A 26,274-nucleotide genomic window follows, 5' to 3' on the forward strand; every position below is an offset into this window, starting at 1 on the left:
TACGCTGGCCCGGTGACCCTGCGACTCGTCGAATTCGTCGTGGCCGGCAACGAGGCCAGTGACCTGCTGCCGGTACGGTCGGCGGCGCTGCTGCGCGCGTACGGTGCCCGGCGGGGTTTCTGGACCGTGCTGGACGAGGGGCCGGTGGAGCGCTGCCTCGCCTTGCTGCTGGAGCTGGACGACGGCGAGTGGACGGCCCGGCACGTGCTGGCGGACGCCGGTGCGGAGAACGGGCGGACCGAGGACGGTGAGGCGCTCGCCCACCACGACGGCTGGGTGTACGTCTTCGGCTCCCACTTCGGTTCGAAGGGCGGCCCGCTGCGCCCCCGACGTGCCTTCGTGGCGCGGTTCCGGGAGGACGCCGCGGCGGCCGGGCCGCTCCCGGTGCACGTGGTGCGCAACTCGTTCCGGCTGCACCGGGCGGTGAACGACGCCCTGGCCGGGTCGCCGCTGGTCCTGTTGCCTCCGGGCGAACGGGTGCGGGCCCGGTTCATCGTGGAAACCCTGGCCAGGGGCACCGCCCGGGAGAAGAGCTGGGTGAGTCGCCTCTCCCCGGACGACCTGCCGTTGAACGTGGAGGCCGCGGCCTTCACCCCCGCCGGGACAGTGCTGCTCGGGCTGCGTTTCCCGGTCACCGAGGCCGGTGAGCCGATCCTGGTCGAGGTGGCCGACGTGCCGGGCATGTTCGCGGCGGAGCCGGTCTGGCCGCAGGCGCTGCGCACGTACGTGTTGAGCGGGGTCACCCCGCCCGGGCGGCTGACCGGCTTCCGGGCGATCACCCCGACGGCGGACGGCGGGTACGCGGCCGTGGTCGGCTCGATCGACGCGCTGGGCAAGGGATCGGTGCTGCTGGACGACCACCCCGGCGGTGGTGACGTCACCTCCCGGCACGTGCGGTTCCGTCTCCCGGACGGCGGGTCGGACGACGCGTGCCGGATCGGCGGGCAGCTGGTGGCGGACCTGGCGCCGTTCCACCACGTGGAGGGGGTGGCCGAGGTGGACGGGCGGCCGTTCTACGTCACGGACGAGGACCACCGGGTCGCGCTGTGGGTCGGCTGAGCCGGGCGGGAGAATGCGGGGGCGGGATGACCGGACGGCACCTCTGCGGAGCAAGGGCCGCAGACCCTCGTGGTGCCGCCCGATCACCGGGGCCTCCCCGGGCCCGGTGCCCTGGCGCCGGGGCGTCGAGGACGCGCCGGCACCTGTTCGGGCACTGAGAGCATGCCGAACCTGCCCCGTGGACGTCGAGGTTTTTCAGCCCAGGCTTAAAGATGGAGATTAGTGCCGTCCAGGTAGAGTCGAACGGTCACCCGGTATCCCCCTGCCGGCGACTCAGGAGCGCTCCATGCTGAAGATCCACTTTTCTGGGGAGGACATCCTCCGGACCCGGGTGGCGCCGGCTGCGGACCCGATCTGGGAGCTGGTCCTCAGCCTGCACGTGCTGCAGGGCCGCAACCGTGATCCGTTGACGGCCAACTGGCGGCGCAGCGTGTCCCGAGGGCTGCGTCAGGACGCCGCCTCCGAGCAGCTGCGGTTGCTGTTCGCGCTGAACCCGCCGCGCGGCTACTTCCCGGACTTCCTCACCCCGTACGACAGCGTCGACGGTTTCGAGGCTGGGCTGGACGCGCTCCGCCGCACCCCCATCGAGCTGCTGCACCGGGACCTGAGCGTGCTGGCCGCCGAGACGCAACTGCCCTCCTCGGCTGCCGCGCTGGCCCGGGGCGAGGTGGCGGTGCTGCACCACCTCGCCGAGTCGATGGAGCAGTACCGATCGTTGGCGATCAGCCCGTACTGGAGCAGGATCCAGGCCGCGGTGGCGGCGGACCGGGCCCGCCGAGCCCGGGCGCTGCTCGACGGCGGCGTCGAGGGTCTGCTCACCAGCCTCCGGCCAGCGATGCGCTGGGAGGACGGGGTGCTGGAGGTCCGCCACTATCCGCACAGCCGGGAGATGCACCTGGACGGCCGCGGGTTGCTGCTGGTGCCGTCGTTCTTCTGCGCGAGCACACCGGTCGCCCTGCTCGACCCGGCGCTGCCGCCGGTGCTGGTCTACCCGGTCGACCGGCTGGGCGGGCTGGCGCCGGCCGACCGCATCGCGGCGGCCCCGTCGGATGCTCCCCGCGACTCACTCGCCGCGCTGCTCGGCCGCACCAGGGCGGCGGTGTTGCAGGCCACCGACGACGGCTGCACCACCGGCGAGGTCGCCCGTCAGCTCAACATCTCACCGGCGGCGGCCAGCCAGCACGCCACGGTGCTGCGTAACGCCGGTCTGCTGGTCAGCCACCGGGAGCGCAACAGTGTGCTGCACACGTTGACGCCGCTCGGCCGGGCCATGCTGAACGCCTGACCCGGCCGTCTCCTACAACGCGAGCGCGGCGCTCGCCGGGGTGACCCGGCCGCCTCTCACAGCGCGAGCGCGGCGCTCGCCGGGCTGCCCGGCGGTGGCGGCAACAGGGTCGACCCGACACCCTCGGCGGCCAGGGCGGCGCGCAGTCGGTGCAGGTCGGCGCCGAAGCGGACCAGACCGAGCGGCTCGACGGGCGTCGGGGCCGAGCCCAGCACCAGGGTGGCGCCCTCCGGCCACCCCGGCATCTCGGCGACCAGGCCGGCGCGTACCTCAGCCTCGTCGACCAGGGTGAAGACCGTGCCGGGGGCGACGACCTCGGCGATCGCGTCGATCGCCCGCCGCACGGCGGTCAGGTCGGCCGGCGTCGGGCCGAGAGCGTCGGCCAGGGTGGCGGCGTCGGCGAGCCCGGCGGTACGGGCCTCGGCGGTACCGAGCGAGAAGAGGTCCTGCGCGGCGTCGCGGATCAGTGCCCGCGCACCTCCGGCGTCATCCGGTCTGGTCGCGGAGAGGTAGCCGCGGACCACCGCGACCGGTACCTGATCACACTTGCCCTTGATCAGCTCGCCGGCGCCCGCCAGCTCGTCCACCACGGCCATCTGGGTCAACTGCAACTCGTTGCCGTACGGATCCACCTCGCCCCGGTGGTCCCGGATGGCCGGCATCCCGGCCACGCCGAGCGCCACGTCGGTGAGGCCGTTGCGCCAGGGCCGTCCCATGGTGTCGGTGACGATCACTGCGACATCCAGGTCGTAGCGCTCCCGCAGCGCCTCGCGCAGAGCCCGCGCCGAGGCGTCCGGATCGACCGGCAGCAGCACCAACTGGGTCTTGTCCACGTTCGACGCGTCGATCCCCGCGGAGGCCATCACGAAGCCGTGATGGGTCTGCACGATCCGGGTCGGCCCTCGGCTGGCGACCACCCGGGCGGTCTCGGCGGCCAGGACCTCGTCCCGGGCGGTCAGCCGCTCCGGGCCGTCCGCCGGGACGTCGACCAGCCGCCCCTCCGCCTTGGAGACGATCTTGCTGGTCACCACCAGGACGTCGCCGTTGCGCAGCCACGGCGCCGCCGTCGCGATCATCGCCGCGAGGTCGTCACCCTCGGTCACGTGGCCGATGCCGAGCACCGGCAGGATCTCCAGCCTCACGTCAACTCCACCGCGGCGCGGACCATGGCCGCAGTCGCCGCCTCGTCGGTCATCCGCAGCGGCACCGCGCGGACCGTCACCCCGGGCACCACCGCGCCAGCGTCCTCCTCGGCCACCAGCCACCCGTCCAGCAGACCGCCGTCCGGCCGGCCCCCGTACAGGCGGCCCACCCCGGCGGCGCTGCACTCGACACCGAGCACGGCAAGGCAGCGGTCGGCCATGCCCCGCACCGGAGCGCCGCCGATGATCGGTGAGACACCCACCACCGGCGCCGGGCTGTCGGCGACCGCCGCTCGCAGGCCCGGTACGGCCAGCACCGGCGCGATGCTCACCACCGGGTTGCTGGGCGCGACCAGCACCAGGTCGGCCGAGCCGATCGCCTCCAGGACGCCGGGTGCCGGCTTCGCCGTCTCCGCGCCGACGAACACGAAACGATGGGTGGCAATGTTGGCGCGATACCGCACCCACCACTCCTGGAAGTGGATCGCCCGTTGGCCCTGTTCGTCCTCGACCACCGCGTGGGTCTCCAGACGGTCGTCGGTCGCCGGCAACAGGCGTACGCCCGGCTGCCAGCGGGTGGCCAACGCCTCGGTGACCGCGCTCAACGGGTAGCCGCCGTTGATCATGGTGGACCGCACCAGGTGGGTGGCGATGTCCTTGTCGCCGAGGCCGAACCACGTCGGCTCCGCCCCGTACGCGGCCAGCTCCTCCTTGACCGTCCAACTCTCGCCGACCCGACCCCAGCCCCGTTCCGGGTCGGCGCCGCCGCCGAGGGTGTACATGACGCTGTCCAGGTCGGGACAGATCTTCAACCCGTGCAGCCACAGGTCGTCGCCGACGTTGACCACGGCGGTCACCTCCGCGCCGACCTCACGGGCGTACGCCCGGACGCCGAGCAGGAACCGGGCGCCGCCGATGCCGCCGGCCAGAACCACGATGCGCATGTCGACCATCCTCGCGCACGTGACGCCTCCGGTCCGCCGGTGGCCGGGGAGACTAGGCTCACGTGCGCCCTGTCCGTTCATGCCCCGAGGGGGACCTCGTGACCAGCCCCGCCGAGCCCGCGTCGACCGACGCGACGAAGGCCCGTCAGCTGACCAAGCCACTACGCGAACTCGCTGCGCTCGCGTTGCTCGGCGCCAACGCGGTGTTCCTCTTCGTGGGCCTGCTCCGGCTGATCGCCCCGAACGACTACAGCTCCTTCACCGACCGCGCGGGCAGCGCCTTCTACGCCTTCATCGGGGTGGAGGCAGTGGTCCTCCCGCTGCTGGCCGTGCTGTTGGCCACGCACGTCTCACCGGTGCTGCCGAAGGCGAAGCTGATCACGCAGGTGGCCCTCGTCGAGTACGCGGTCAGCGCGATCTTCGGCACGCTGACCATGCTGATCTGGACGGTCGGGCGTCTGGCCGAGGCCGAGGTCCTCGACGCGCTCCTCGGTGTGCTGACCCGGTTCGCCTGGATGGTGATCTTCGCGGTCGCCGCCTGGGTCGTCTACACCGTGTGGCGCGCCCACTACTACGTGCCGAGGGCCAAGCCCCAGCCGGGCGTCTACGGCCAGCCGCAGCCTGGTTGGCCGCAGCAGCAGGGTGGTTGGCCGGCCCCGGGGCAGCCCGGTGGTCAGCCGCAGGGCGGATGGCCCGCCCCCGGCCAGCCGGGTGGTTACCCGCAGGCGGGTCAGCCGGGTGGTTACCCGCAGCCGGGTCAGCCCGGTGGTTACCCGCAGGCCGGCCAGTACGGTCAGCCGTCGCCGCCGTTCCAAGCCCCGCAGTCGGCCCCGCCGTTCCCGCAGTCGGGACCGTCGCACCCGCAGTCGGCCCCGTCGCACCCGCAGTCCGCGCCGCCGTTCCAGGCACCGCAGTCGGCCCCGCCGTTTCCGCAGTCCGGGCCCCCAGCGAACCCCGCCCCCCAGTCGGCGCCGCCGTCCCCGGCCGCGCCGCCGTTCGGGCAGCCGCCGTCGGCCGACCCCACCCAGACCATCCCGCGCCAGTCCGCCGACCCGACCGAGGCCATCTCCCGCCCCGGCGACACGGACAACGACCGCACCCAGCACATCAAGCCCAACGACCACCCGGACCAGCCCCGCTGAGTCCGCCACGATCCGCAGCCCGAAGGGCTCGGTGGGCGAAGGCCTCCTGCCTTGGCCCGCCCAGGATCATGGTGGGCGAAGGCCTCCTGCCTGGTCCGCCCGGATGCGGCCCTTCGGCGCGTACCTCTGCTGGCCCTGCCCCTCCCGGCGATGCCGGGAGGGCACCGACGGGGTAGATCTTGGACACTTTCCGTTCCGCGCTGACGGAAAGTGTCCAAGATCGCCAGCTGCGGGGGTGTCAGCGGCCTGGGCCGGGACGGCCGCTTCCTCGGACAGGGGTTGAGCCGCTTCCCGTCGGGGGCGGGGTGGGTGCCGTTTCCCACGCTGCGGGCTGGGACTGGTAGGCCGGGCTCGCGCTGCGCATAGGCTGAGCGGATGGTTGATCGCACCCACTCCGGCCCGAGCGACGCGAGCGTGCGGCGGGCCCTGGGCCGGGCCGCGACCGGGCGGGCGCTGGACGTCGACGAGGCGACCGCGCTGCTGTCCGCTCGTGGTGACGCGCTCGACGAGCTGCTCCGGGTGGCCGGAGGGATCCGCGATGCCGGGCTGCGTGAGGCCGGGCGGCCGGGCGTGGTCACGTACTCCAAGAAGGTCTTCATCCCGTTGACCCGGCTCTGCCGGGACCGCTGCCACTACTGCACGTTCGCGACCGTGCCGCACCGCCTGCCGGCGCCGTTCCTGGACCGCGACGAGGTCCTCGCCATCGCGCGGGCGGGTGCCGCGCAGGGCTGCAAGGAGGCCCTGTTCACCCTGGGTGACCGGCCGGAGGAGCGCTGGCCGGCGGCCCGGAGCTGGTTGGACGAGCGCGGTTACGACTCCACCCTGGACTACCTGCGTGCCTGCGCGGTCGCGGTGCTGGAGGAGACCGGCCTGCTGCCGCACCTCAACCCCGGGGTGCTGTCCTGGTCGGAGCTGCAACGGCTCAAGCCGGTCGCGCCGAGCATGGGCATGATGTTGGAGACGACCGCGACCCGGCTCTGGTCCGAGCCGGGCGGCCCGCACTTCGGCTCGCCCGACAAGGAGCCCGCCGTCCGGCTGCGGGTGCTCGATGACGCCGGTCGGGTCGGCGTGCCGTTCACCACCGGCATCCTGATCGGCATCGGGGAGACCCCGGCGGAGCGGGTCGACGCGATCTTCGCGATCCGCCGCGCCCACCGGGAGTACGGCCACCTCCAGGAGGTGATCGTGCAGAACTTCCGCGCCAAGCCGGACACGGCGATGCGCGGTATGCCGGACGCGGAGCTGCACGACCTGGCCGCCACCGTGGCGGTGGCCCGGCTGCTGCTCGGCCCGAAGGCCCGGATCCAGGCCCCGCCGAACCTCATCGCCGGCGAGTACGACCTGCTGCTGCGCGCCGGCATCGACGACTGGGGTGGCGTCTCCCCGCTCACCCCGGACCACGTCAACCCGGAACGCCCGTGGCCGCAGATCGAGGAGCTGGCCCGGCACACCGAGCTGGCCGGGTTCACGCTGCGCGAGCGGCTGACCATCTACCCGGAGTACGTGCTCGCCGGCGACCCGTGGCTCGACCCTCGGCTGCTGCCGCACGTCAACGCGCTGGCCGATCCGACGTCCGGCATGGCGGTCGAGTCGGCCCTGCCGCAGGGTCACCCCTGGCAGGAGCCGGAGGAGGTGTTCGGCGGGCGGGTCGACCTGCACACCACCATCGACACCACCGGTCGGACCGACGACCGGCGGGGTGACTTCGACAGCGTCTACGGCGACTGGTCCGAGGTCGCTGGCAAGGTCACCCCGGAGGCGACCGCGCGCCGGGCGGGCGTACCCCCGACGCCGGCCGGCAGTGGCGCGGACCGTGACCTGGCTACCGGGCTGCGGCTCGCCGCCGACGACCCCGCCGCGTTGCTGGAGCCCGCGCACACCGACGCCGCGCTGGCGCTGTTCGGCGCGGACGGTGCGGCGCTCGACGAGTTGTGCCGGCTCGCCGACGACGTGCGCCGGGACGCGGTCGGCGACGACGTCACCTACGTGGTCAACCGCAACATCAACTTCAGCAACGTCTGCTACGTGGGTTGCCGCTTCTGCGCCTTCGCTCAGCGTGAACGCGACGCCGACGCGTACCGCCTCTCCGTCGACCAGGTCGCCGACCGGGCCGAGGAGGCGTGGACCCTGGGTGCCAGCGAGGTCTGCCTCCAGGGCGGCATCGACCCGAAGATGCCGGTCACCGGGTACGCCGACATCGTGCGCGCGATCAAGGCGCGGGTGCCCGGGATGCACGTGCACGCGTTCTCGCCCATGGAGATCGTCACCGCCGCCGCGAAGGCCGGGGTGCCGGTCCGCGACTGGTTGACCCAGCTGCGCGAGGCCGGGCTGGACACCATCCCGGGCACCGCCGCGGAGATCCTCGACGACGACGTGCGCTGGGTGTTGACCAAGGGCAAACTCCCGGCCGCCGCCTGGGTCGACGTGGTCAGCACTGCTCACGAGCTGGGCATCCGGTCCAGCTCCACCATGATGTACGGCCACGTCGACCACCCGGGGCAGTGGCTGGCGCACTTCCGGGTGCTGGCCGGGGTGCAGGACCGCACCGGTGGCTTCACCGAGTTCGTGGCGTTGCCGTTCGTGCACACCAACGCCCCGATCTACCTGGCCGGGATCGCCCGACCGGGGCCGACGTGGCGGGAGAACCGGGTGGTGCATGCCATGTCCCGGCTGCTGCTGCACGGCCGGATCGACAACATCCAGTGCTCCTGGGTGAAGCTGGGCGACGAGGGCACGGTGGCGATGCTCCAGGGTGGCTGCAACGACCTGGGCGGCACGCTGATGGAGGAGACCATCTCCCGGATGGCCGGTTCCGGCAACGGGTCGGCGCGTACCGAGGAGCAGTTGCGGGCCATCGCGACGGCTGCCGGGCGGCCGGCGCGCAAGCGGTCGACTGCGTACGGTCACGCCCGGCCCTGACGTCGAACCTTTCCCCGCCCCCGGCCGTACCACGCGGTGCCGGCGGCGGTCGCGGCGAGGACCGCCGCCGGTGTCCCCTCGGGGCCCGGCGGCGTCCGTTGACGGCACCGGACCCGACCGTCTGAGCTGGCGCGTCCGCGCCGCCGGGAAGGTTGCCCATGACCAGTGACCAGCGGAAGCGGCAGTGGCCGCGACTGACCCGCCGGCAGACGTTGACCGCTGCGGCCAGCGCCACCCTCGGCGCCGCCGCGCTCACCGTGCCGGGCCTGTCGGCCGCGCAGAACGCCCCCGGCGCGGCTGGACGAGCCGACGAACCGATCGTCGTGCACCTGCGGGACGCCGACTCCGGAACGATGGACATCTTCGTCGGCGAGGCCCGGGTCGAGGTACGCGACCGCAGCCTGGCGGATCGGCTGCGGCGCGCCGCCCGGCGCTGACCCGGCACCCCGTCCTGCCACCCTGTTCCCGCCCAGTGAGGTTGGTCCGCCATGTCTTCCCACCGCGAGGCCCCGGAGATAGCCAAGGATCCGGTCGCCGACAGCTCCGACCTGTACGCGTTCGTCAGCCCCGACAAGCCCGACACGGTCACGCTGATCGCCAACTACGTACCGTTGCAGCTCCCCTCCGGGGGCCCGAACTTCTTCGAGTTCGGCGACGACGTGCGCTACGAGATCCATATCGACAACGACGGCGACGGCCGCCCGGATGTCACCTACCGGTTCGAATTCACCACCGAGATCACCAATCCGAACAGTTTTCTCTACAACACGGGCCCGATCGATTCGCTGGACAGCAAAAACTGGAACCGGCGGCAGTTCTACAGCCTGACCCGGGTGGCCGACGGCCGGGAGCACCGGCTGGCCCACAAGCTGCCCTGCCCGCCGTGCAATGTCGGCCCGCTGTCCACACCGAAGTACGCCGACCTGGTGCGGCAGGCCACCTACTCGCTCTCCACCGGGGAGCGGGTCTTCGCCGGGCAGCGCGCGGACGGCTTCTTCGTCGACCTGGGGGCGATCTTCGACCTCGGCACGCTGCGGCCGTTCCAGCAGTTGCACGTCGCCGGCAAGAAGATCTTCAAGGCCGAGGGTGAGCCGGTCAACGCCACCGACCGGATGAACGTGCACAGCATCGCCGTCCAGGTGCCGCTGAACCGGGTCCGCCGCAGCGCCAACCGTTACGGCGCCGGCGACCGGGCATCGGTGATCGGGGTGTGGACCTCGGCGTCGCGCCGGCAGGTGCGGGTGCTCGGCGACCGGGGTGCGGCGGACACCGCCACCGGCCCGTTCACCCAGGTCTCGCGTTTGGGCAACCCGTTGTTCAACGAGGTCATCGTGCCGATGTCCAAGAAGGACCTGTGGAACTCGCTGCCGCCGTCGGAGGACAAGCGGTTCGCCCAGTTCGTCGAGCAACCGGAGCTGGCCGCGTTGCTGCCGGCCCTCTATCCGGACGTCTTTCCCAACCTGGACAAGCTCACCAAGGCCAAGAAGCCACGCGCCGACCTGGTGGCGATCCTGCTCACCGGCGTGCCGGCCGGGTTGATCGACGGCTTCACCAACACCACCGGTGAGGTGCAGGCCGACATGCTGCGGCTGAACACGGCGATCCCGCCGACCCGCCGCCCGGACCGGTTCGGGGTGCTCGGCGGCGACCTGGCGGGCTTCCCGAACGGTCGGCGCGTCGGTGACGACGTGGTGAGCATCGCGTTGCGGGCGATCGCCGGGGTGACCGTCCCGCTGGTGGACAGGACGTTCCGCCCGGACGCGGCGGCCGCCGCCGTCACCCCGGGGCTGAGCGCCGCCGATGTGACCGCGCCGTTCCTCGGAAACTTCCCCTACCTGGGTACGCCGTACGACGGGTTCAACAACCCGCCGCCGGCGGCGGGTTGACCGGCGTGGGGGAGCGGAGCATGCACGAGCACGCGTACGGGCCGTCGGAGACCGGGAGCGTCGTCCTCGATCTGGGCGGTGACACCGGTGCCCTGATCGTCTACACGAGCCGCGATCTGCACGGTCGGGAGATCGAGATCAGCCGCGAGGACGAGCGGCGGGTCCACTCGGCGGTGCGTGAGCGTCGGGTGCGGGACGGCTCGTTCCACAGTGCGGTCTATCCCGACCTGCCATCCGGAATTTATACCGTCTGGTGGGACGACGAGACGTCCGTCGGCACAGTTTCTGTCCATGGTGGAGGGATAGCCGAGTTCGTGTGGCCCAGCAGCGGTTTCGGGGTCGCCAGCTGACCCCCTCGCACCGATTTCTCCACCGCGCCCCGTCCACATTGTGGACGGGGCGCACGTGCTGCCCGCAGCTTGGCGGGCAGTCTGCGCCGTGCCGCGTTAACCTGTCCCCCACCAAGATCAGCTTGGCGGTGACGGTGGTTGGCGCCGTCCTGGCGGCGAGTCGTCAGGGGAGCGCCACGGCAGAAAAGTCGGGCAACTCGCCGGAGAGGGCGTTACTCGGCCGGGGTCTGAATCGATAGGGCAGGTTGCGAGGCTGGACGGCTTGAGTGGTCGTCCGGGGGTGTCGGGAGGGCGACTCCATTATCAAGTTTGGCTTGACGGCGCACGCATTACACGCGTGTAATTTGAATGGGGTTGTTCGCACGGAACGCAACAAAACGGGACCGGACGGACAAGCACGCCTTTCGCGTGGGGGGTTGCAGCGGCGATGACGCCGGTGCGCGACAAGGAGGCATTTGATGGACGGCCAGCTTGAGGTGGCCGACCTGCTCGGAAACGCGCCGGAGTGGCAGGAGCGAGCGCTGTGCTCGCAGACCGACCCCGAGGCGTTCTTTCCCGAGAAGGGCGGCTCGACCCGCGAGGCGAAGAGGATCTGTTCGCGCTGCGAGGTCAAGACCGAATGCCTCGAATACGCTCTGGGTCACGACGAGCGGTTCGGCATCTGGGGTGGGCTCTCCGAGCGGGAGCGGCGCAAGTTGAAGCGGCGGGCCGCCTGAGCGGTGAGGTCAGGGCGGTGGGGGCCGCCCGACTCACTCGTACGGCTGTCTGACCCGGTCACGGTCCGGCGCGCGGGGGCGCGTTGAAGCTGGCGCGCGGGGGTGCGCTGGGGCCAGCTCGCGGGGGGACCGCTCAGGCCAGCTCGTCGGGGTCGACCCCGAGGAGGTTCGCCACCTGTTCGATGATCACGTCATGCACGAGATCGGCGAGGTCCTCACGGTCCATCGCCCGGAACTCCAGGGGCCGTCGGTACAGCACGATCCGCGGCGGCACCTCCTGCCGGCCCGGCCGGCCGGGCAGCAGCCGGGCCAACGGGACCTCGCCGTCCTCCAACACGTCGGAGTCGTACACGTTCAGGTCCGGCGGGACGTCCTCGACGGCGAACTCGACCCCGGCCAGCTCCTTGGCGAACCGACGCTCCAGCGTCTCCACGGTGTCCAGAACCAGGTCGTCGAAGACCTCGGCCTTGGTCCGCGCCAGCGGCACGGTGGCCGGCACCAGCCGTCCGCGCAGGCCACGCCCGTGCCGGTCACGGTGCGCACGCCGGCCGGAGCCGGGGCGGCGGTGTTCCGGGCTCGTCATGAGGCAAAGGGTAGCGCCCGTGCCGGGCCGGCCAGCGGCAGCGCCGCTCGCATGGCGCGGCGCGCCCAGGACGGGCAACTGTGATCACCACGACGGGCGTGTCGCAACGCGAAGCGATGCGCCGGACCCGGTAATGGAGATACCCTGCCGCCTGTGAGGTCACCACGGCGCTGCTCCCGTAACGGCTGCCCCCGGCAAGCGGTCGCCACATTGACCTATGTCTACAACGAGTCGACAGCGGTGGTGGGGCCGCTGGCGGCGTTCGCCGAGCCGCACACGTACGACCTGTGCGAGCCGCACGCCCGCAGCCTGACCGCTCCGCGTGGCTGGGACGTGGTCCGGCACGAGGGTGAGTTCGAGCCGCCGCCGCCCACCACGGACGACCTGGTCGCGCTTGCCGAGGCGGTCCGCGAAGCCGCCCGCCCGGCCCCCGCCCCTCGCCCCCCGGACCCGGACCAGCGCCACGAGAACCCGAACCAGACCGGCCGGCGAGGCCACCTCCGCGTAATCCCCCCCAACCACTAACCGCCCCGCCCCGCCCCGCCCGCCGGGGCCTCCGGCCCCGGCCCTTCCGTGTTGATCATGAAGTTATTGCCTCCCGCTGCGGCGTGTCGTGGCTATAACTTCATGATCAACGGGGCGAGGCGGGACGCCTTGGGGGCGTTCGGGGGGCGCCTTCGGAGCGTTCCAATACGTTCGACCGCCACACGCCGGTAGTCCGCAGACATCGGCACTCAGCGTGGTTAACATGCGCCGCAGCGTGCACCGAGCCAAGTCACCGTGTACGCCTGGCGGGCAGGAGGGTCCGGTGGCGAAGGAGGCGTTGCGGGTGGCGATGGCCGAGGCGGGGGAGACGGTCGAATCGCTGGCGGAGAAGGTTCGCGTCGACCCCAAGACCGCCGCTCGGTGGCTTGCCGCGGGGCGCATCCCGCACTCGCGTACCCGGGTGGCGGTGGCCCAGGTGCTGCGTCGGGACGCGGCCGACCTCTGGCCGGAGCCGTTCCGCCGCCGTGACCTGCCGTGGTTCCGGCCGTGGGCCGAGCTTGAACAGGACGCCACCGGCATCCGGTGGTACGAGCCGCTGCTCGTGCCGGGCCTGCTCCAGACCGAGGGGTACGCCCGCGCGGTGCTGGGCACCGGTGGGCTGCTCCCACCGTCCGAGGTGGATCTGATCGTCGCCAGCCGCCTCGAACGGCAGGCGGTCCTCGGCCGCGATGCCCCGCCGCAGCTCGTGACGGTGATCGACGAGGTGGTGCTGCGCCGGCTGGTCGGCGACCGTGCCGTGATGTCCGGGCAGTTGACCCACCTGGCGGCGGTCGCCGAGTGGGAGCACGTGCAGGTCCGGGTCATCCCTGCCGAGAGCCCGTGGCACACCGGTCTGGCGGGTCCGTTCGTGCTGGGCCGCCTGCCCGACGGGACGGAATTGGCGTATCTCGACAACCAGCTCCGCGGTCAGGTCGTGACCGATCCCGTCGACATCGCTAGCCTGGGACGGAGGTGGGAGAGCGTCACCGGTGAGGCGTTACCCCAACGCCGGTCGATCGAGCTGATCAGGGAAGTGGCCACGACATGGACATGACCGACGCCCGCTGGCGCACCGCGACCCGCAGCAGCAACAACGGCGGTGCCTGCGTCGAGGTGGCCGACAACCTGCCCGGTCGGGTGCTGGTGCGCGACAGCAAGGACCGCGCCGGCGGCACCCTGGCCTTCGCGCCGTCCGCCTGGTCGTCCTTCCTCGACGGTGTCCGTCGATCCGGCCGCTGACGCCGACCCCGGCCGCTAACGCCGGCCGCTAACGCCGACCCGGGCCGCCGAACCGGGCCGCTAACCCCGGCCACCGACCCCCGGCCACCGACCCCCGGCCGCTGATCCACTCGGGTTCGTGGAAGGCGCGGTGTCCTGGGCGTGCAGACACCCCGACTTCCTGCAACGCGAGTGGATCAAGCTGAGCGTGGTCGACGGTTGCACGGGCAGTGACGCATCGGCCCCGATGCTCTTCCGGTGCTGCCGGTTTGTCATCGTGTCACTCGTCCACGGCACGCACCGACCCCTGAGGAACAGTGATGCGTACTCCCCTCCGGCCCCTCTCCCGGCGTGGACTACTCAGCGGCACTCTCGGTTCGGCTGCCCTGCTCGCCCTGGGCGGCAGCCTTGCCGGCTGTGGCACCAAGGGCGCCCAGCAGACCGAGGCCGGTTGCGTCAGCGAGGACCGCTCCGAGAGCGAGCGGAAGCTGGTCTTCTCCAACTGGCCGCAGTACCTGGACGTGGACGAGAAGGACGAGTCCAAGCGGCCCAGCCTGGACGAGTTCATCCGGAAGACCGGCATCGCGGTCACCTACACCGAGGACATCAACGACAACAACGAGTTCTTCGGCAAGGTGCAACACCAGCTCGCCGCCTGCCAGAGCACCGACCGGGACATCATCGTGCTGAGCGACTGGATGTCGGCCCGGATGATCCGGCTCGGCTGGGTCCAGAAGCTCGACCCGGCGAAGATCCCGAACGTGCGGGCCAACCTGCTGTCGTCGCTGCTCGACCGGTCCTTCGACACCGAGAACCGGCTCTCCATCCCGTGGCAGTCCGGCCTCGCCGGGTTGGCCTACAACGGCAACGTCACCAGGGAGCTGCGGACGGTTGACGAACTGCTCACCCGCCCGGACCTCAAGGGCCGGGTGACCGCGCTCAGCGAGATGCGCGACACGATGGGCCTGCTGCTCGGTGCGGCGGGGCACGACCCGGCCAACTTCACGAGCGCGCAGTTCGATGACGCGCTCACCACGCTCAGGAGGGCCGTCGACTCCGGGCAGATCCGCAGGTTCACCGGCAACGACTACGCACCCGACCTGGCCAAGGGCGACATCGCCGCCTGTATCGGCTGGTCCGGCGATGTCGTCCAGCTCGCCGGCGCGGACGAGAAGATCAGGTTCGTCGCGCCCGACTCCGGGGTGATGCTCTACAGCGACAACATGATGGTGCCCAACAAGGCCACCCACAAGGCGAACGTCGAGCAGCTCATCAACTACTACTACGAGCCGGCGGTCGCCGCGAGGCTCGCCGCGTACGTCAACTACATCTGCCCGGTCAAGGGCGCCCAGGCCGAGATGGAGAAGATCGACCCCGAGCTGGCGGCCAACCCGCTGATCTTCCCCGACGAGGCACTGCTGTCGAAGTCCACCATGTTCATGGCCCTGGACGAGAAGCAGGAGAAGGAGTACGAGGGCAAGTTCCAGCAGGTCATCGGGGCGTGACGGGGATGGCGCGCGACACACCCACAGGCGATTTGCGCCTGGCCAACCTGACCAGACGGTTCGGCACGCTCACCGCGGTCGACGACCTCAGCCTGACGATTGCCCAGGGCTCGTTCTTCGCGTTGCTCGGCGCGTCCGGCTGCGGCAAGACGACCACCCTGAGGATGATCGCCGGTCTGGACGAGCCGACCAGCGGTCAGGTGCTCCTCGGTGACCGGGACATCGGCCGGCTGCGGCCGTACCAACGGCCGGTCAACACCGTCTTCCAGAGCTACGCGCTGTTCCCGCACCTCACCGTCTTCGAGAACGTGGCGTTCGGGCTGCGTCGACGCGGCATCCGCCCGGTTGACGCCGAGGTCAACCGGATGCTGTCGCTGGTGCAGCTCGACGGCTACGGCCCCCGCCGCCCGGCCCAGCTCTCGGGCGGTCAGCAGCAACGGGTCGCGCTGATCCGTGCGCTGGTCAACCGGCCGCAGGTGCTGCTGCTCGACGAGCCGCTGGGTGCGCTCGACCTGACGCTGCGCCGGCAGATGCAGATCGAGCTGAAGCGCATCCAGACCGAGGTCGGCATCACCTTCGTGCATGTCACGCACGACCAGGAGGAGGCCATGACCATGGCGGACACCGTCGCGGTGATGAACGCCGGGGGGATCGAGCAGCTCGGCGCACCCGCCGACATCTACGAGTTTCCCGCCACCGCGTTCGTCGCGAACTTCCTCGGCCGGTCCAACCTGCTGGCCGCCGAGGCCGGCGGCACCAGCGGCGGCGACGTCGCGGTGACGGCGCACGGCACGCGCTTCTCCGTGCCCGCCGGCCGGTCCCGGGCCGACCACGGCCCGGTCCACCTGGGGGTACGCCCGGAGAAACTGAATCTGGTCGGCTCCGCCGACCAGGTGCCCGTGGGGCATCAGCACGTCACCGGTGTGGTCACCGACGCCTCCTACCTGGGGGTCAGCACCCAGTACCTGCTGCGCACCGGCTGGGGCACCGAGCTGTCGGTGTTCGCGGCCAACACGGGCACGTCGGCGCGGGTGGCAGTCGGCAGCGAGGCCGTCGCGTACTGGGATCCACGGCACGCGTTCCTGCTGCCCCGCGACGCCGTCGACACCGACCCGACGGCTTCGGCGCCGAACGAGCCGGTGGGCGCGTCGTCGTGACCCTGCTGGCCCCCACCGGGCCGGGGCAGCCGCCGCCCGCGCCACCGGCAGCCCGGTCCGGGTCGCGCCGGCTCCTGCCGTACCTGCTGGTGCTGCCCGGCGTGGCCTGGCTGCTGGTCTTCTTCGGTGTGCCGCTGGGGCAGCTCGCCGCGGCCAGCCTCTACGACCCAAGCGGCTCGCTCTCCACCGGGTACGCGATGACCTGGGCGGTCGGCAACTACGCGGACGTGTTGCAGGCGTACTGGCCGCAGTTCCTGCGCTCGTTCGGCTACGCCGCGCTGGCGTTGCTGCTGGCGCTGCTGCTGGGCTACCCGCTGGCGTACGCGATCGCGCAGAAGGCCGGTCGCTGGAAGAACCTGCTGCTGGTGTGCGTGGTCGCGCCGATGTTCACCAGCTTCCTGGTCCGCACGCTGGCGTGGAAGACGATCCTGTCCGACAACGGGGTGCTCGTCGGCCTGCTGCGCGACGTGCACCTGCTCGCCCCGGACGGCCGGCTGCTGGCGACCCCGTTCGCGGTGGTGCTCGGCCTGACGTACACCTTTCTGCCGTTTTTGGTGTTGCCGCTGTACGCGAGCCTGGAGCGGCTGGACCGCCGGCTGCTGGAGGCGGCCAGCGACCTGTACGCGAGCCCGGTGCGGGCATTCCGTCGGGTGACCCTGCCGCTGTCCATGCCCGGCCTGGTCGCTGGCGCGCTGCTGTTCTTCATCCCGGCCAGCGGGGACTACATCAACGCTGAGCTGCTCGGCACCCCGAACGAGTACATGGTCGGCAACGTCGTCGACTCGGCTTTCCTGGTCCGATTGGACTACCCGCAGGGCGCGGCGCTGTCGGTCCTGCTGATGGTGGCGATCCTCGCGATGGTCTTCGGGTGGCTGCGCGGGGCCGGCACCGAGGCGGTGCGGTGAGACTCTGGCGCTGGCTGGCCGACCGCTGGGTGATGATCGTGGCGCTGCTGGTGCTCGGTTACCTGGCCCTGCCGATCCTGGTGGTCGCCGCCCTGTCGTTCAACCGCCCGTCGAGCCGGCTGTCGTACGACTTCAACGAGTTCACAGTGGACAACTGGCGTCGGCCCTGCGCCACCTCCGACATGTGCGACGCGGTGGTCCGCAGTGTGCAGATCGGTTTCCTCGCCACCGTGGTCGCCACGGTGCTCGGCACCCTGATGGCGTTCGCGCTGGTGCGGCACCGCTTCCGTGGGCGGTCCGCGATCAACGTGCTGGTCTTCCTGTCGATGGCCACCCCGGAGTTGGTGATGGGCACGTCGCTGCTCGCCCTCTTCGTGTCCGCCGGGGTGCCGCAGGGCTTCTGGACCGTCGTCATCTCACACGTCGTGTTCTGCGTGTCGTTCGTGGTGGTCACCGTGAAGGCACGGCTGGCCGGGATGGACCGGCGGTTGGAGGAGGCCGCCATGGACCTCTACGCCAGCGAGTGGCAGACCTTCCGGCGGATCACCCTGCCGCTGGTGCTGCCCGGCATCGTGGCCGCCGCGCTGTTGGCGTTCTCGCTGAGCTTCGACGACTTCATCGTCACGAACTTCAACGCCGGCACCACAGTCACGTTCCCGATGTACGTGTGGGGCGCCGCCCAGCGGGGCATCCCACCGCAGGTCAACGTCATCGGTACCGCGATGTTCGCGGTCGCGCTGCTGCTGGTCGGGCTCAGCTCGCTGCGCGGTCGACGGGCCCGGCGCACCGCTGCACCCGTCGGGCAGGTCGAGTTCGGTCGCGACGCGGGCACCCGCTGACGGCTTGACGACACATCCGCCGCCGCTCGCCGTGATCGATCGCGGGACAACACGATGGGTGGGTATTTGCGACGTTTGTTGGCACCTGCCGCCGCACGATCGGCCCCGACCGGCCGACCTGGAGGGTTGCCCAGGTGCCGTCTCGTCGCACGAGGAAACGCCCATGGATCACCGGTGCGCGGCGAACGTCGCAGGTGACCAACGCGACGGTTGATATTGCGCGCAGTGTTTGCGACGACACTCATCGCCGTGACGATGCAACCACCGCCGAATCCTGGCCCGCCGTACGCGCCGTCGTCCGGTCCGGGGCCCCAACCGAACTGGTTCCGCCGGGCCAGTCCCGCCCGTCGGGTCGCCGTGATCGTCGGCTCGGTGACCCTGTCGATCCTGCTGCTCTGCTGCACCGGCACCGCCATCATCGGCGCGCTGGCCGACGAGCCGGAGCCGTCCAAGACCGGCACGGCCGCCGAGCAGGCACAACAGCCCATCGTGGCAGCGCCCGCCGAGGGCGCTGACGCCCAGGCCGAGTCGCCGGACGCCACGCCAAACGGCACCCCGGACTCCGGTGACACGGTGCCGGCCTCGCCGACGCCGGCCGACACCGCATCCCCGTCCGGCGCCGCGTCCACGCCGGTCGTGCGGGTGACGACGGAGACGGAGCGAGCCGCCGTGCGCTACACCGAGCGGACCGTCAAGGACGCGACCCTCGCCGAGGGCAAGCGCGTCGTCCGGACCAAGGGCGTGAACGGCGTACGGACCCTGACGTACCAGGTGACCACCACCAACGGGGTGCGTACGGCCCGGAAGCTGGTCACGTCCACCGTGACGAAGCAGCCGGTCACCCAGGTCGTCGCCGTCGGCACCAAGAAGCCGCAGTCGAAGTGCGACCCGAACTACAGCGGCTGCGTCCCGGTCGCCAGCGACGTCGACTGCGCGGGCGGCGGCGGTAACGGACCCGCCTACGTGCGCGGACCCATCAGGGTGACCGGCAGCGACATCTACGACCTTGACCGAGACGGCGACGGCACGGCCTGCGACTGATCCCGCGCACGGCCTGCGATCACGCACTGTCATCTCGCCCGACCGGGACGCGGTGGAGAGCATGATGCCTGTGAGTCATCTTGATGCCTCACAGGTATCACGCTCTCCAGTGCGGGCGACCCCCGAAGCCCGGCCCGTCCGGGATCGGCGCTCAGGTCAGAGGAGCGGCGGACCGCCTCCCGGACCCGGTGTGGCGCCGCCCCGGCCGTGAGGAAGGCCTCCTCGGCCCCACCGTGACGCAGCTCACCCTCGATCGCCAACCGCCGTGGCCACCGCGCCCGTGAGGCGCAGACGGCGCGGTGCGGGACGAAGCCGGCAGGGCCGGGGTCGCGACGGCTTGTCCGCTGGTCGCTGCCGTGGAGGATGGCTTCTGCGGGTGCTTACGGAACCCTTAACCCGGGCCTGCGACGGTATGCCGGGCAAGCGGAATCGGGGGAGCGACAACGTGCGGGTGCTGGTGGCGGACGACGAGCGGTTGTTGGCGGACACGGTGGCCCACGGGCTGCGCCGCCTCTCCATGGCCGTCGACGTCTGCTACGACGGTGACGGCGCGCTGGAGCGGATCGGGGTCAACCGGTACGACGTCGCGGTGCTGGACCGGGACATGCCGGGGCACACCGGTGACGAGGTCTGCCGCAGCATCACCGACTCGCAGGTCGGCACCCGGGTGCTGCTGCTCACCGCCGCGGCCGGCATCCGCGACCGGGTGGAGGGTCTCGGCCTCGGCGCGGACGACTACCTGACCAAGCCGTTCGCCTTCGCCGAGCTGGTCGCGCGGGTGCAGGCCCTCGGTCGACGGTCCGCGCCGGCGCTGCCACCGGTGCTCGCCCAGGACGGCCTGGTGCTGGACGTGGGCCGACACGTGGCCACCCGAGACGGCCGCCCGCTCGCGCTGAGCCCGAAGGAGTTCGCGGTGCTGCACGTGCTGCTGCGCGCGGACGGGCAGGTGGTCAGCGCCGAGGAGTTGTTGGAGCAGGCCTGGGACGAGTTCGCCGACCCGTTCACCAACGCCGTACGGGTCACCGTGATGACGTTGCGCAAGAAGCTCGGCGACCCGGCGGTCATCCACACCGTGCCGAAGGCCGGCTACCGCATCGGCGGGACGGCGTGACCTGGACGCCCCGACGTCGGGTGCTGCTCGTGGGCCTGCTGGCGTTGCTGGCCGGGCCGCTGCTGCCGAGCGTCGGCAGGTGGGTGGCGGGGGCGACCTGGACCTGGGGGCAGCGGTTCTGCGACCTGCCGCTGCCCGGTGTGCTCTCGACCTGCGCCGACGTGCGCCCGGGGGCGTTCGTGCTGCCCCTGCTGTCCGTGCTGCTCGTGACCCTGGCCGCCCTGGCGGCGCTCTGGTTCGGCGCGGTCTGGTGTATGCGCCCGGTCCGTGACCTCGTCGGACCGATCGGGCACCTCGGCCCGCAGAACCTCGGTCACCGGATCCGGCCGCGCGGCGCGGACGAGCTGGCCCAGCTCTCGCGCGCTATCGACGAGATGATGGAACGCGTCTCCGCCGGGTACGAGGGGCAGCGGCGGTTCGCCGCGAACGCCTCGCACGAGCTGCGGACGCCGCTGGCGGTGCAGCGGACGCTCATCGAAGTCGGCATGGCCCAGGCGCTCACCGGTGAGCAGTTGGAGCTGTTGACCGGTCAGCTGCTGGAGACCAACGAACGCAACGAGCGGCTGATCGAGGGCCTGCTCGCGCTCAGCGAGAGCGACCAGGGCCTGCGCTCGCGGATCCCGCAGCGGCTGGACACGCTCGTCGAGGCGGTGCTCGCCGGGTACCAGGACCGGGCCCGGGAGGCCGGCGTCGCCATCGACACCCATCTCGCGCCCCGGGTCGTCGTCGGCGAGCGGGTGCTGCTGGAACGCCTGGTCACCAACCTGGTGGAGAACGGGATCAAGTACAACCGGCGCGGCGGCTCGCTGACCGTCACGGTGGGCGGCGCGCCCGCGCTGTCCGTGGTCAACACCGGTCAGCCCGTGCCGGCCGAGGCGGTGGCCGGTCTCTTCGAGCCGTTCCGCCGGCTCGCCCGGGACCGCACCTCGCAGGGCGGGGGCGCCGGCCTGGGGCTGGCCATCGCCCGCTCGATCACCCAGGCGCACGACGGCATCATCGCGGCCCGGCCCGCCGAGTACGGCGGTCTGCGGGTCGACGTCCAACTACCCAATGTGACCTAGCGCTCCACCCACCTCCCGGGGTCCCGCGTACCGCTGGATCCCGCCTGTGGTGTGCCCGAAAGGAGAAAGACGATGTCACACACCGTTGGCCAGGTTCGGGCCGATGTCGAGGAGGCCGCCCGCTGGCTGGCCGGCCGGGTCGTCCGTACACCCGTGCTGCGGTCCCCGGTGATCGACGGTCTGGCCGGGGCTCGCATCCTGCTCAAGGCCGAGAACCTCCAGAACGGCGGCTCGTACAAGATGCGGGGCGCGCTGCGGGCGGTCGGCCGGCTCGCCGCGGCCGGCCACACCGGGGTGATCGCGCAGAGTACCGGCAACCACGCCATCGCGGTGGCGTTGGCGGCCCGGGAGCACGGCCTGGCGGCCACCGTGGTGCTGCCGGTCGACGCGGCGTCGACGAAGGTCGAGCGGGCCCGCGCGGCGGGGGCGCGGGTGGTGCTCGCCGGCACCGACGTCGCGGAGCGGGTGGCGGTGGTCGACGCACTCCACGACGAGAGCGGTCAGCCGGTCGTCGACGCGTACGACCACCCGGACGTCATCGCCGGGCAGGGCACGGCGAGCCTGGAGCTGATCGAGGAGGCGGAACGCGCGGGCACACCGCTGGACGCGCTGGTCGTACCGGTCGGTGGTGGTGGCGGGGTGGCCGGCGCGTGCCTGGCCGCCGCCGGCAGGGGCATCGAGGTGTACGGCGTGGAACCGGTCGGTTGTGACTCGCTCGCCCGCAGCCTGGCGGCGGGTGTCCGCGTCCCGGTCACGCCGGCGCCCACGATCGCGGACGGGCTGCGGCCGTCCTGTGTGGGTGAGCTGCCGTTCGCCATCGTGCGTGACGTGTTGCGCGGGGTCGTCCGGGTCGACGACGACGAGATCGGGGCGGCGTTCCGGCTGATCCTGATGGAGCTCAGGGTGCTCGCTGAGCCCTCCGGTGCGGCCGGTCTGGCCGGCGCGCTCCGGCTCGCCGGTGAGGAGCACGTCGGCCCCGGCCGGCGGCGGACGGTCGGCGTGGTGCTGACCGGTGGAAACGTGGAGGCGTCCCTGGTGGCCAGGTTGTCCAACCAGCGGCCCGCCACGGTGACGACTGTCGAGGGGATGGCGGCGTGAGCGCGCCCGTTCGGATCGGAATCCTGTTCGGTGGACCGTCGGCGGAGCACGAGGTGTCCTGCGCGTCCGCGCTCGGGGTGGCCCGTGCGCTCGCCGGCGGCGGGTACCGAACGGTCGCCATCGGTGTCACCCGCAGCGGTGGTTTCCGGCTGCTGCCCGACGCGCTGCTGACCGAGTTGCGCGACCGGCCGGCCGGTGCGCGGGCCATCGACGACCGCCTGGTGGTGTCCGGGCCGTCCGTCGAGCTGCGGGCCGGACCGCGTCCCGGCGTGGTGCAGGTGTCCGCCGGAAACGCCCCCGGCGCGGTGCACGCCGAGCTGGACGTGGTCTTCCCCGTGCTGCACGGCCCGTTCGGTGAGGACGGTGTGGTGCAGGGGCTGTTGGAGTCGTTGAACGTGCCGTACGTGGGCTGCGGCATCCTCGCCTCGGCGGTCGGCATGAACAAGGTGGCGATGAAGCGGGCGCTGCGCGCCGAGGGCATCCCGGTCACCCCGTACGTCTCTTTCGACGCGCACACCTACCGGGCGGCCGACGACCCGGAGAAGCTGGTCGTCGGGCTGCGCCGGCCGCTCTTCGTGAAGCCGGCCAGCATGGGTTCCTCGATCGGCATCTCCCGCGTCGGCGAGGGCGACGACCTGGCCGCCGCCGTGGAGGAGGCGCTGCGCCACGACCAGCTCGTCCTGGTCGAGCAGGGGGTCACCGGGCGCGAGTTGGAGTGCGCGGTTCTGGGTGGCTGGCGCCCCGAGGCGTCGGCGGTGGGCGAGGTGCAGGTCGCCGGCGGATGGTTCGACTACCAGCAGAAGTACTTCGGCGACAGCGATCCGATGATCGTCCCCGCCGTTCTGCCGGACGAGGTGACCGACCGGGTTCGGGAGCTGTCCCTGCGGGCGTTCGCCGCGATCGGCGGCTGGGGCCTGGCCCGGGTGGACTTCTTCTACGACGAGACGACCGGTGAGGTGTACGTCAACGAGCTGAACACCATGCCCGGCTTCACCGCGCACTCGATGTACCCGAAGGTGTGGGAGGCCGTCGGCGTCGGCTACCGGGAGGTGGTGGACCGCCTCGTCGAGCTGGCCCGCGTCCGGCACGCCGAACGGCCAGCCACGACGGTGGGCAGCACCCGATGATCCTGCTCTCCGATCCCCGGGTGGCCGCCGTGCCCAGCACCGACGACGGCGACCCGCTGGTGGACCTGCGTGACCTGCCGGAGCTGCGCCTCGACGGCCGCGCGGCCGACCCCGCCGGGGCGTACGCCAGGCTGCGCGCCGGAGTCGTGGACCGCCTGCTGGCCGCGCAGCGTGACCTGCCCGCCGGCCTGCGCCTGCTGGTCGTCGAGGGTTACCGCCCGTACCAGGCGCAGTTGGCAATCTTCACGGGCTACCGGGACGAGCTGAGCCGACGCCACCCGGACTGGTCGCCGCAGCGACTGCACCGGGAGACCACCAAGTTCGTCTCGCCGGTCGACGTGGCCCCGCACAGCACCGGCGGGGCCGTGGACCTGACACTGTGCACCGACGACGGCGTGGAGCTGGACCTGGGCACGGCCATCGACGCGACCCCGGAGGACAGTGCCGACGCCTGCTTCACCGACGCGCCCACGATCGGTCGCGCCGCCCGCCGACACCGGCAGCTCCTGGCGGAGGCCCTCGGCGGTGCGGGCATGGTGAACTACCCGACCGAGTGGTGGCACTGGTCGTACGGGGACCGTTACTGGGCGCTGATCACCGGAGCGCCGCGCACCCGGTACGGGCCGGTCGACCTGGCCGTCGCACGATCGATACCCGTCCCGGCTGAACGGTAGGGCGCTCCCGCCCGTACCAGGGGAGGAAGGACACCACCGAGGACGGGAGTGACGGCGATGAGGGTGCAGCGCAGGCACGTGCTGGCGGCGACCGTGGCGGTCGTCGCCGCGGCGGGTGTGGCGGTGGGGACCAGCTTCGGGTTCGCCGGCACCACCCCGGCACGGTCGTCCGTCTGCTCCGGTTCGGTCACGTTCTCGGCGGAGGGCGGTGCACCGGCCGCCACCAGCGACCGTTTCCCGGTGGGTACCCGGTTGCGCGTGACCAACCTGGACAACAACCGGGCTGCCACGGTGACCGTGACCGGCCCGTCGGGCAGTTGTGTGCTGCTCAACGCCTCCGCCATGGAGCTGGTCCGGGAGCCGGGTAAGAACGTGATCCGTCGCAACGTGGTGGAGCGGCTGGACGGGGCGGCACCGGTCGGGCAGCCCCCCGCCGGCACGATGCGTCCGGGCGTCGCGTCTCCCGGCGCGCCGGGTCCGGCACCCAGCTCGGTCTGCTCGGGGCCGATCACCTTCTTCGCCGAGGTGGGGGCGCCGGCGGCGACCAGTGGGCAGTTCCCGGTGGGCACCCGACTGAAGGTGACCAACCTGGACAACAACCGGGCGACGACGGTGACGGTGACCGGCCCGTCAGGCAGTTGTGTGCTGCTCAACGACGCCGCGATGGCGCAGATCCGTGAGCCGGGCAAGAACCTCGTCCGCCGTAACACGGTCGAGGTGGTCCGCTGATGCCTGCGCCTCAGTCGGCCGGCCAGGTGCCGTCGTCGCGGACCCGGGCCGGCGCGCGGCCCAGCAGCAGAGTCGTCAGCGCGCTGTCGATGGAGTCGCCGAGGAACCACTCGCCGGCCTGATCGAGCGCGAAGACCCGGCCACGCTCGTCCACCGCGAGGATGCTGTCCTGTTGCTCGGTGCCGATCGGGAAGAGGCGTACGCCGAGGACCGCCCCGAAGTCCGCGAGGGTGTCGGCGGTGTGGGCGACGGTGTGCGGGCGGATGTCGAAACGGGAGACCCACACCTGTTCGCCCCGCCCGCGCCGCGCGCCGACCAGGCTCGGGAACGCGGTCAACGCCTCCACGGCGGCGGGAAAGACCGTGTGCTGGTGGGTCAGCCCTGACACGGCGGTGACGTCCCGCACGGCTGCGGCGGCCATGATCTGGTCCCCGATGTGCGGTCGCCACCCGGCCGCGACCAGCGCGTTGGCGACCTCCGCCGGAAACCGCCCCGGATCGGGGTCGGTGGCCGCCGGAGCACGCCAGGGCTCGGTGTACGCCCGAGCCGACTCCGGCAGGACGTTGGCGCGCACCAGGAAGGTGATGCACGAGTCGCAGGGCAGCTCGGCGGCTCCACCGGCCGGGTCACCCGGCTCCCGGATCCGGAAGATCTCGAACCGGGCGCCCTCCAGCAGCGCCGCCGCCTCGGCCCGACCCATCGGCGCGATGCCCTCGGCGGCCCGGCGGTGGTCGTACTCGTGCAGGACGTCGGAGACGACGATCAGCTCGGCGTGCGCCTCCCCGCCCCGGACCAGGTCGCCCGCGGGTAGCTCGTCCAGGTAGCTGCGGACCAGCGGGTGATGGTTCAGCGGGACGTCGGCCCTGGTGCCCTGGGCGGTCCAGATCCGGCCGTCGAGCGCCAGGTGGGCGGCGGTGTTCGGGGTGGCGGCCCGATGGATCTCATGGGCCAGCAGACTCGACGGGTCGACGGTGCGGGGAGCGGCCGGCCCGGTGGGACGGCTGCGTCGGTACAGGTCCGCCACCACATCGCTCGGCACCCGCGGCCAGGTGGTGACATTGCCGGTCTGCTTGTCGATGACCGTCGTCGGCAGGTCCCCGGGGACCGTACGCACCTCGGTGGGCACGACGGACGTGATGACGAAGCCGAGGTCGAACTCGTCGACCATCGCTGTGCACTCGTGCCCGAGGCGCTGCGAGTCGCGGCGGGCCCAGGTGGCCGCGAGCTGCTCGGCCTGTTGACGGTCGATCACGCACTG

General features: G+C 71.9%; 26 protein-coding genes. 22 read left to right on the forward strand and 4 right to left on the reverse strand.

Features of this window, described 5'->3' with window-relative positions; all coding sequences use genetic code 11:
- The first annotated feature begins 12 nt into the window (after positions 1-12).
- The gene (locus LADH09A_RS07935; RefSeq protein WP_238644221.1) at positions 13-1,059 is read left to right on the forward strand and encodes a DUF4185 domain-containing protein; all 1,047 of its coding nucleotides are present in this window, start codon (positions 13-15) and stop codon (positions 1,057-1,059) included.
- Positions 1,060-1,345: 286 nt separating this feature from the next.
- On the forward strand, positions 1,346-2,344 hold the full coding sequence (locus LADH09A_RS07940; RefSeq protein WP_238644222.1) for a winged helix-turn-helix domain-containing protein: 999 nt from the start codon (positions 1,346-1,348) through the stop codon (positions 2,342-2,344).
- Between the two features lie 56 nt (positions 2,345-2,400).
- Here the strand turns inward: LADH09A_RS07940 and LADH09A_RS07945 are convergent, their stop codons facing one another.
- Both LADH09A_RS07945 and cofD read right to left on the reverse strand, forming a co-directional pair.
- Positions 2,401-3,486 carry a coenzyme F420-0:L-glutamate ligase gene (locus LADH09A_RS07945; protein WP_238644223.1) on the reverse strand — a complete coding sequence of 362 codons (1,086 nt, stop codon included), beginning with the start codon at positions 3,484-3,486 and terminating at the stop codon, positions 2,401-2,403.
- Positions 3,483-4,430: a 2-phospho-L-lactate transferase gene (cofD, locus tag LADH09A_RS07950; RefSeq protein WP_238644224.1), complete on the reverse strand. Its 948-nt coding sequence runs from the start codon at positions 4,428-4,430 to the stop codon at positions 3,483-3,485. Before cofD ends, LADH09A_RS07945 begins: the two co-directional genes overlap by 4 nt.
- A 98-nt stretch (positions 4,431-4,528) precedes the next feature.
- Here cofD and LADH09A_RS07955 point away from each other — a divergent pair, with 98 nt between their 5' ends.
- The 6 genes from LADH09A_RS07955 to LADH09A_RS07980 all read left to right on the forward strand — a co-directional run bounded on the left by LADH09A_RS07955 (position 4,529) and on the right by LADH09A_RS07980 (position 11,443).
- Positions 4,529-5,572: a hypothetical protein gene (locus LADH09A_RS07955; protein ID WP_238644225.1), complete on the forward strand. Its 1,044-nt coding sequence runs from the start codon at positions 4,529-4,531 to the stop codon at positions 5,570-5,572.
- A 375-nt stretch (positions 5,573-5,947) separates the two neighbouring features.
- The gene (locus LADH09A_RS07960) at positions 5,948-8,491 is read left to right on the forward strand and encodes a bifunctional FO biosynthesis protein CofGH (protein ID WP_238644226.1); all 2,544 of its coding nucleotides are present in this window, start codon (positions 5,948-5,950) and stop codon (positions 8,489-8,491) included.
- 158 nt (positions 8,492-8,649) lie between these two features.
- Positions 8,650-8,928: a hypothetical protein gene (locus tag LADH09A_RS07965; protein WP_088946293.1), complete on the forward strand. Its 279-nt coding sequence runs from the start codon at positions 8,650-8,652 to the stop codon at positions 8,926-8,928.
- A gap of 51 nt (positions 8,929-8,979) precedes the next feature.
- A complete protein-coding gene (locus LADH09A_RS07970; RefSeq protein ID WP_238644227.1) occupies positions 8,980-10,377 on the forward strand; it encodes a DUF4331 domain-containing protein in 1,398 nt (465 codons plus the stop codon).
- 20 nt (positions 10,378-10,397) lie between these two features.
- Positions 10,398-10,727: a phospholipase gene (locus tag LADH09A_RS07975; protein WP_238644228.1), complete on the forward strand. Its 330-nt coding sequence runs from the start codon at positions 10,398-10,400 to the stop codon at positions 10,725-10,727.
- A 458-nt stretch (positions 10,728-11,185) separates the two neighbouring features.
- Entirely contained in the window at positions 11,186-11,443 is a 258-nt protein-coding gene (locus LADH09A_RS07980; protein ID WP_007455784.1) for a WhiB family transcriptional regulator, read from the forward strand.
- Between the two features lie 133 nt (positions 11,444-11,576).
- Here the strand turns inward: LADH09A_RS07980 and LADH09A_RS07985 are convergent, their stop codons facing one another.
- The gene (locus LADH09A_RS07985) at positions 11,577-12,026 is read right to left on the reverse strand and encodes a metallopeptidase family protein (protein ID WP_074316962.1); all 450 of its coding nucleotides are present in this window, start codon (positions 12,024-12,026) and stop codon (positions 11,577-11,579) included.
- Between the two features lie 153 nt (positions 12,027-12,179).
- Here LADH09A_RS07985 and LADH09A_RS07990 point away from each other — a divergent pair, with 153 nt between their 5' ends.
- The 14 genes from LADH09A_RS07990 (at position 12,180) to LADH09A_RS08055 (ending at position 25,016) form a co-directional block, all read left to right on the forward strand.
- Positions 12,180-12,551: a DUF3499 domain-containing protein gene (locus LADH09A_RS07990; protein WP_238644229.1), complete on the forward strand. Its 372-nt coding sequence runs from the start codon at positions 12,180-12,182 to the stop codon at positions 12,549-12,551.
- A gap of 310 nt (positions 12,552-12,861) precedes the next feature.
- Positions 12,862-13,605, forward strand: coding sequence for a Scr1 family TA system antitoxin-like transcriptional regulator (locus tag LADH09A_RS07995; protein ID WP_238644328.1), 744 nt, complete (start codon positions 12,862-12,864; stop codon positions 13,603-13,605).
- A complete protein-coding gene (locus tag LADH09A_RS08000) occupies positions 13,596-13,790 on the forward strand; it encodes a DUF397 domain-containing protein (RefSeq protein ID WP_238644230.1) in 195 nt (64 codons plus the stop codon). Before LADH09A_RS07995 ends, LADH09A_RS08000 begins: the two co-directional genes overlap by 10 nt.
- Positions 13,791-14,089: 299 nt before the next feature.
- A complete protein-coding gene (locus LADH09A_RS08005) occupies positions 14,090-15,274 on the forward strand; it encodes a polyamine ABC transporter substrate-binding protein (RefSeq protein ID WP_238644231.1) in 1,185 nt (394 codons plus the stop codon).
- 5 nt (positions 15,275-15,279) lie between these two features.
- The gene (locus LADH09A_RS08010) at positions 15,280-16,431 is read left to right on the forward strand and encodes an ABC transporter ATP-binding protein (protein WP_238644232.1); all 1,152 of its coding nucleotides are present in this window, start codon (positions 15,280-15,282) and stop codon (positions 16,429-16,431) included.
- Positions 16,428-17,336: an ABC transporter permease gene (locus LADH09A_RS08015; protein ID WP_238644233.1), complete on the forward strand. Its 909-nt coding sequence runs from the start codon at positions 16,428-16,430 to the stop codon at positions 17,334-17,336. Before LADH09A_RS08010 ends, LADH09A_RS08015 begins: the two co-directional genes overlap by 4 nt.
- Positions 17,333-18,175, forward strand: coding sequence for an ABC transporter permease (locus LADH09A_RS08020; RefSeq protein ID WP_238644234.1), 843 nt, complete (start codon positions 17,333-17,335; stop codon positions 18,173-18,175). Before LADH09A_RS08015 ends, LADH09A_RS08020 begins: the two co-directional genes overlap by 4 nt.
- A 255-nt stretch (positions 18,176-18,430) precedes the next feature.
- On the forward strand, positions 18,431-19,216 hold the full coding sequence (locus LADH09A_RS08025; protein ID WP_238644329.1) for a G5 domain-containing protein: 786 nt from the start codon (positions 18,431-18,433) through the stop codon (positions 19,214-19,216).
- 445 nt (positions 19,217-19,661) lie between these two features.
- Positions 19,662-20,327 (forward strand): response regulator transcription factor, encoded by a 666-nt coding sequence (locus tag LADH09A_RS08030; protein WP_238644235.1) that lies wholly within the window; start codon positions 19,662-19,664, stop codon positions 20,325-20,327.
- On the forward strand, positions 20,324-21,388 hold the full coding sequence (locus LADH09A_RS08035; RefSeq protein ID WP_238644236.1) for a sensor histidine kinase: 1,065 nt from the start codon (positions 20,324-20,326) through the stop codon (positions 21,386-21,388). The genes LADH09A_RS08030 and LADH09A_RS08035 overlap by 4 nt, the downstream gene beginning before the upstream one ends.
- A 72-nt stretch (positions 21,389-21,460) precedes the next feature.
- Positions 21,461-22,486: a threonine ammonia-lyase gene (locus tag LADH09A_RS08040; RefSeq protein WP_238644237.1), complete on the forward strand. Its 1,026-nt coding sequence runs from the start codon at positions 21,461-21,463 to the stop codon at positions 22,484-22,486.
- Positions 22,483-23,613, forward strand: coding sequence for a D-alanine--D-alanine ligase family protein (locus tag LADH09A_RS08045; RefSeq protein ID WP_238644238.1), 1,131 nt, complete (start codon positions 22,483-22,485; stop codon positions 23,611-23,613). The genes LADH09A_RS08040 and LADH09A_RS08045 overlap by 4 nt, the downstream gene beginning before the upstream one ends.
- Positions 23,610-24,287, forward strand: coding sequence for a M15 family metallopeptidase (locus LADH09A_RS08050; RefSeq protein WP_238644239.1), 678 nt, complete (start codon positions 23,610-23,612; stop codon positions 24,285-24,287). The genes LADH09A_RS08045 and LADH09A_RS08050 overlap by 4 nt, the downstream gene beginning before the upstream one ends.
- A gap of 57 nt (positions 24,288-24,344) precedes the next feature.
- Positions 24,345-25,016, forward strand: coding sequence for an RlpA-like double-psi beta-barrel domain-containing protein (locus LADH09A_RS08055; protein ID WP_238644240.1), 672 nt, complete (start codon positions 24,345-24,347; stop codon positions 25,014-25,016).
- A 10-nt stretch (positions 25,017-25,026) separates the two neighbouring features.
- Here LADH09A_RS08055 and LADH09A_RS08060 read toward each other — a convergent pair whose 3' ends face one another.
- On the reverse strand, positions 25,027-26,268 hold the full coding sequence (locus LADH09A_RS08060; RefSeq protein WP_238644241.1) for an SUKH-3 domain-containing protein: 1,242 nt from the start codon (positions 26,266-26,268) through the stop codon (positions 25,027-25,029).
- Positions 26,269-26,274: the final 6 nt, after the last annotated feature.

The organism is Micromonospora cabrerizensis (assembly GCF_022230955.1).
GTDB classification, from domain to species: Bacteria; Actinomycetota; Actinomycetes; order Mycobacteriales; family Micromonosporaceae; genus Micromonospora; species Micromonospora cabrerizensis.

What these genes read in the sequence shown, in the direction of transcription:
- LADH09A_RS07965 (WP_088946293.1), top strand. Translation starts at nt 8,650, where the DNA reads ATGACCAGTGACCAGCGGAAGCGGCAGTGGCCGCGACTGACCCGCCGG.
- LADH09A_RS07985 (WP_074316962.1), bottom strand. Translation starts at nt 12,026, where the DNA reads ATGACGAGCCCGGAACACCGCCGCCCCGGCTCCGGCCGGCGTGCGCAC.
- LADH09A_RS07940 (WP_238644222.1), top strand. Translation starts at nt 1,346, where the DNA reads ATGCTGAAGATCCACTTTTCTGGGGAGGACATCCTCCGGACCCGGGTG.
- LADH09A_RS08010 (WP_238644232.1), top strand. Translation starts at nt 15,280, where the DNA reads ATGGCGCGCGACACACCCACAGGCGATTTGCGCCTGGCCAACCTGACC.
- LADH09A_RS08040 (WP_238644237.1), top strand. Translation starts at nt 21,461, where the DNA reads ATGTCACACACCGTTGGCCAGGTTCGGGCCGATGTCGAGGAGGCCGCC.
- LADH09A_RS07975 (WP_238644228.1), top strand. Translation starts at nt 10,398, where the DNA reads ATGCACGAGCACGCGTACGGGCCGTCGGAGACCGGGAGCGTCGTCCTC.
- LADH09A_RS07980 (WP_007455784.1), top strand. Translation starts at nt 11,186, where the DNA reads ATGGACGGCCAGCTTGAGGTGGCCGACCTGCTCGGAAACGCGCCGGAG.
- LADH09A_RS08055 (WP_238644240.1), top strand. Translation starts at nt 24,345, where the DNA reads ATGAGGGTGCAGCGCAGGCACGTGCTGGCGGCGACCGTGGCGGTCGTC.
- LADH09A_RS08050 (WP_238644239.1), top strand. Translation starts at nt 23,610, where the DNA reads ATGATCCTGCTCTCCGATCCCCGGGTGGCCGCCGTGCCCAGCACCGAC.
- LADH09A_RS08025 (WP_238644329.1), top strand. Translation starts at nt 18,431, where the DNA reads ATGCAACCACCGCCGAATCCTGGCCCGCCGTACGCGCCGTCGTCCGGT.
- LADH09A_RS07995 (WP_238644328.1), top strand. Translation starts at nt 12,862, where the DNA reads ATGGCCGAGGCGGGGGAGACGGTCGAATCGCTGGCGGAGAAGGTTCGC.
- LADH09A_RS07970 (WP_238644227.1), top strand. Translation starts at nt 8,980, where the DNA reads ATGTCTTCCCACCGCGAGGCCCCGGAGATAGCCAAGGATCCGGTCGCC.
- LADH09A_RS08005 (WP_238644231.1), top strand. Translation starts at nt 14,090, where the DNA reads ATGCGTACTCCCCTCCGGCCCCTCTCCCGGCGTGGACTACTCAGCGGC.
- cofD (WP_238644224.1), bottom strand. Translation starts at nt 4,430, where the DNA reads ATGCGCATCGTGGTTCTGGCCGGCGGCATCGGCGGCGCCCGGTTCCTG.
- LADH09A_RS08000 (WP_238644230.1), top strand. Translation starts at nt 13,596, where the DNA reads ATGGACATGACCGACGCCCGCTGGCGCACCGCGACCCGCAGCAGCAAC.
- LADH09A_RS07960 (WP_238644226.1), top strand. Translation starts at nt 5,948, where the DNA reads ATGGTTGATCGCACCCACTCCGGCCCGAGCGACGCGAGCGTGCGGCGG.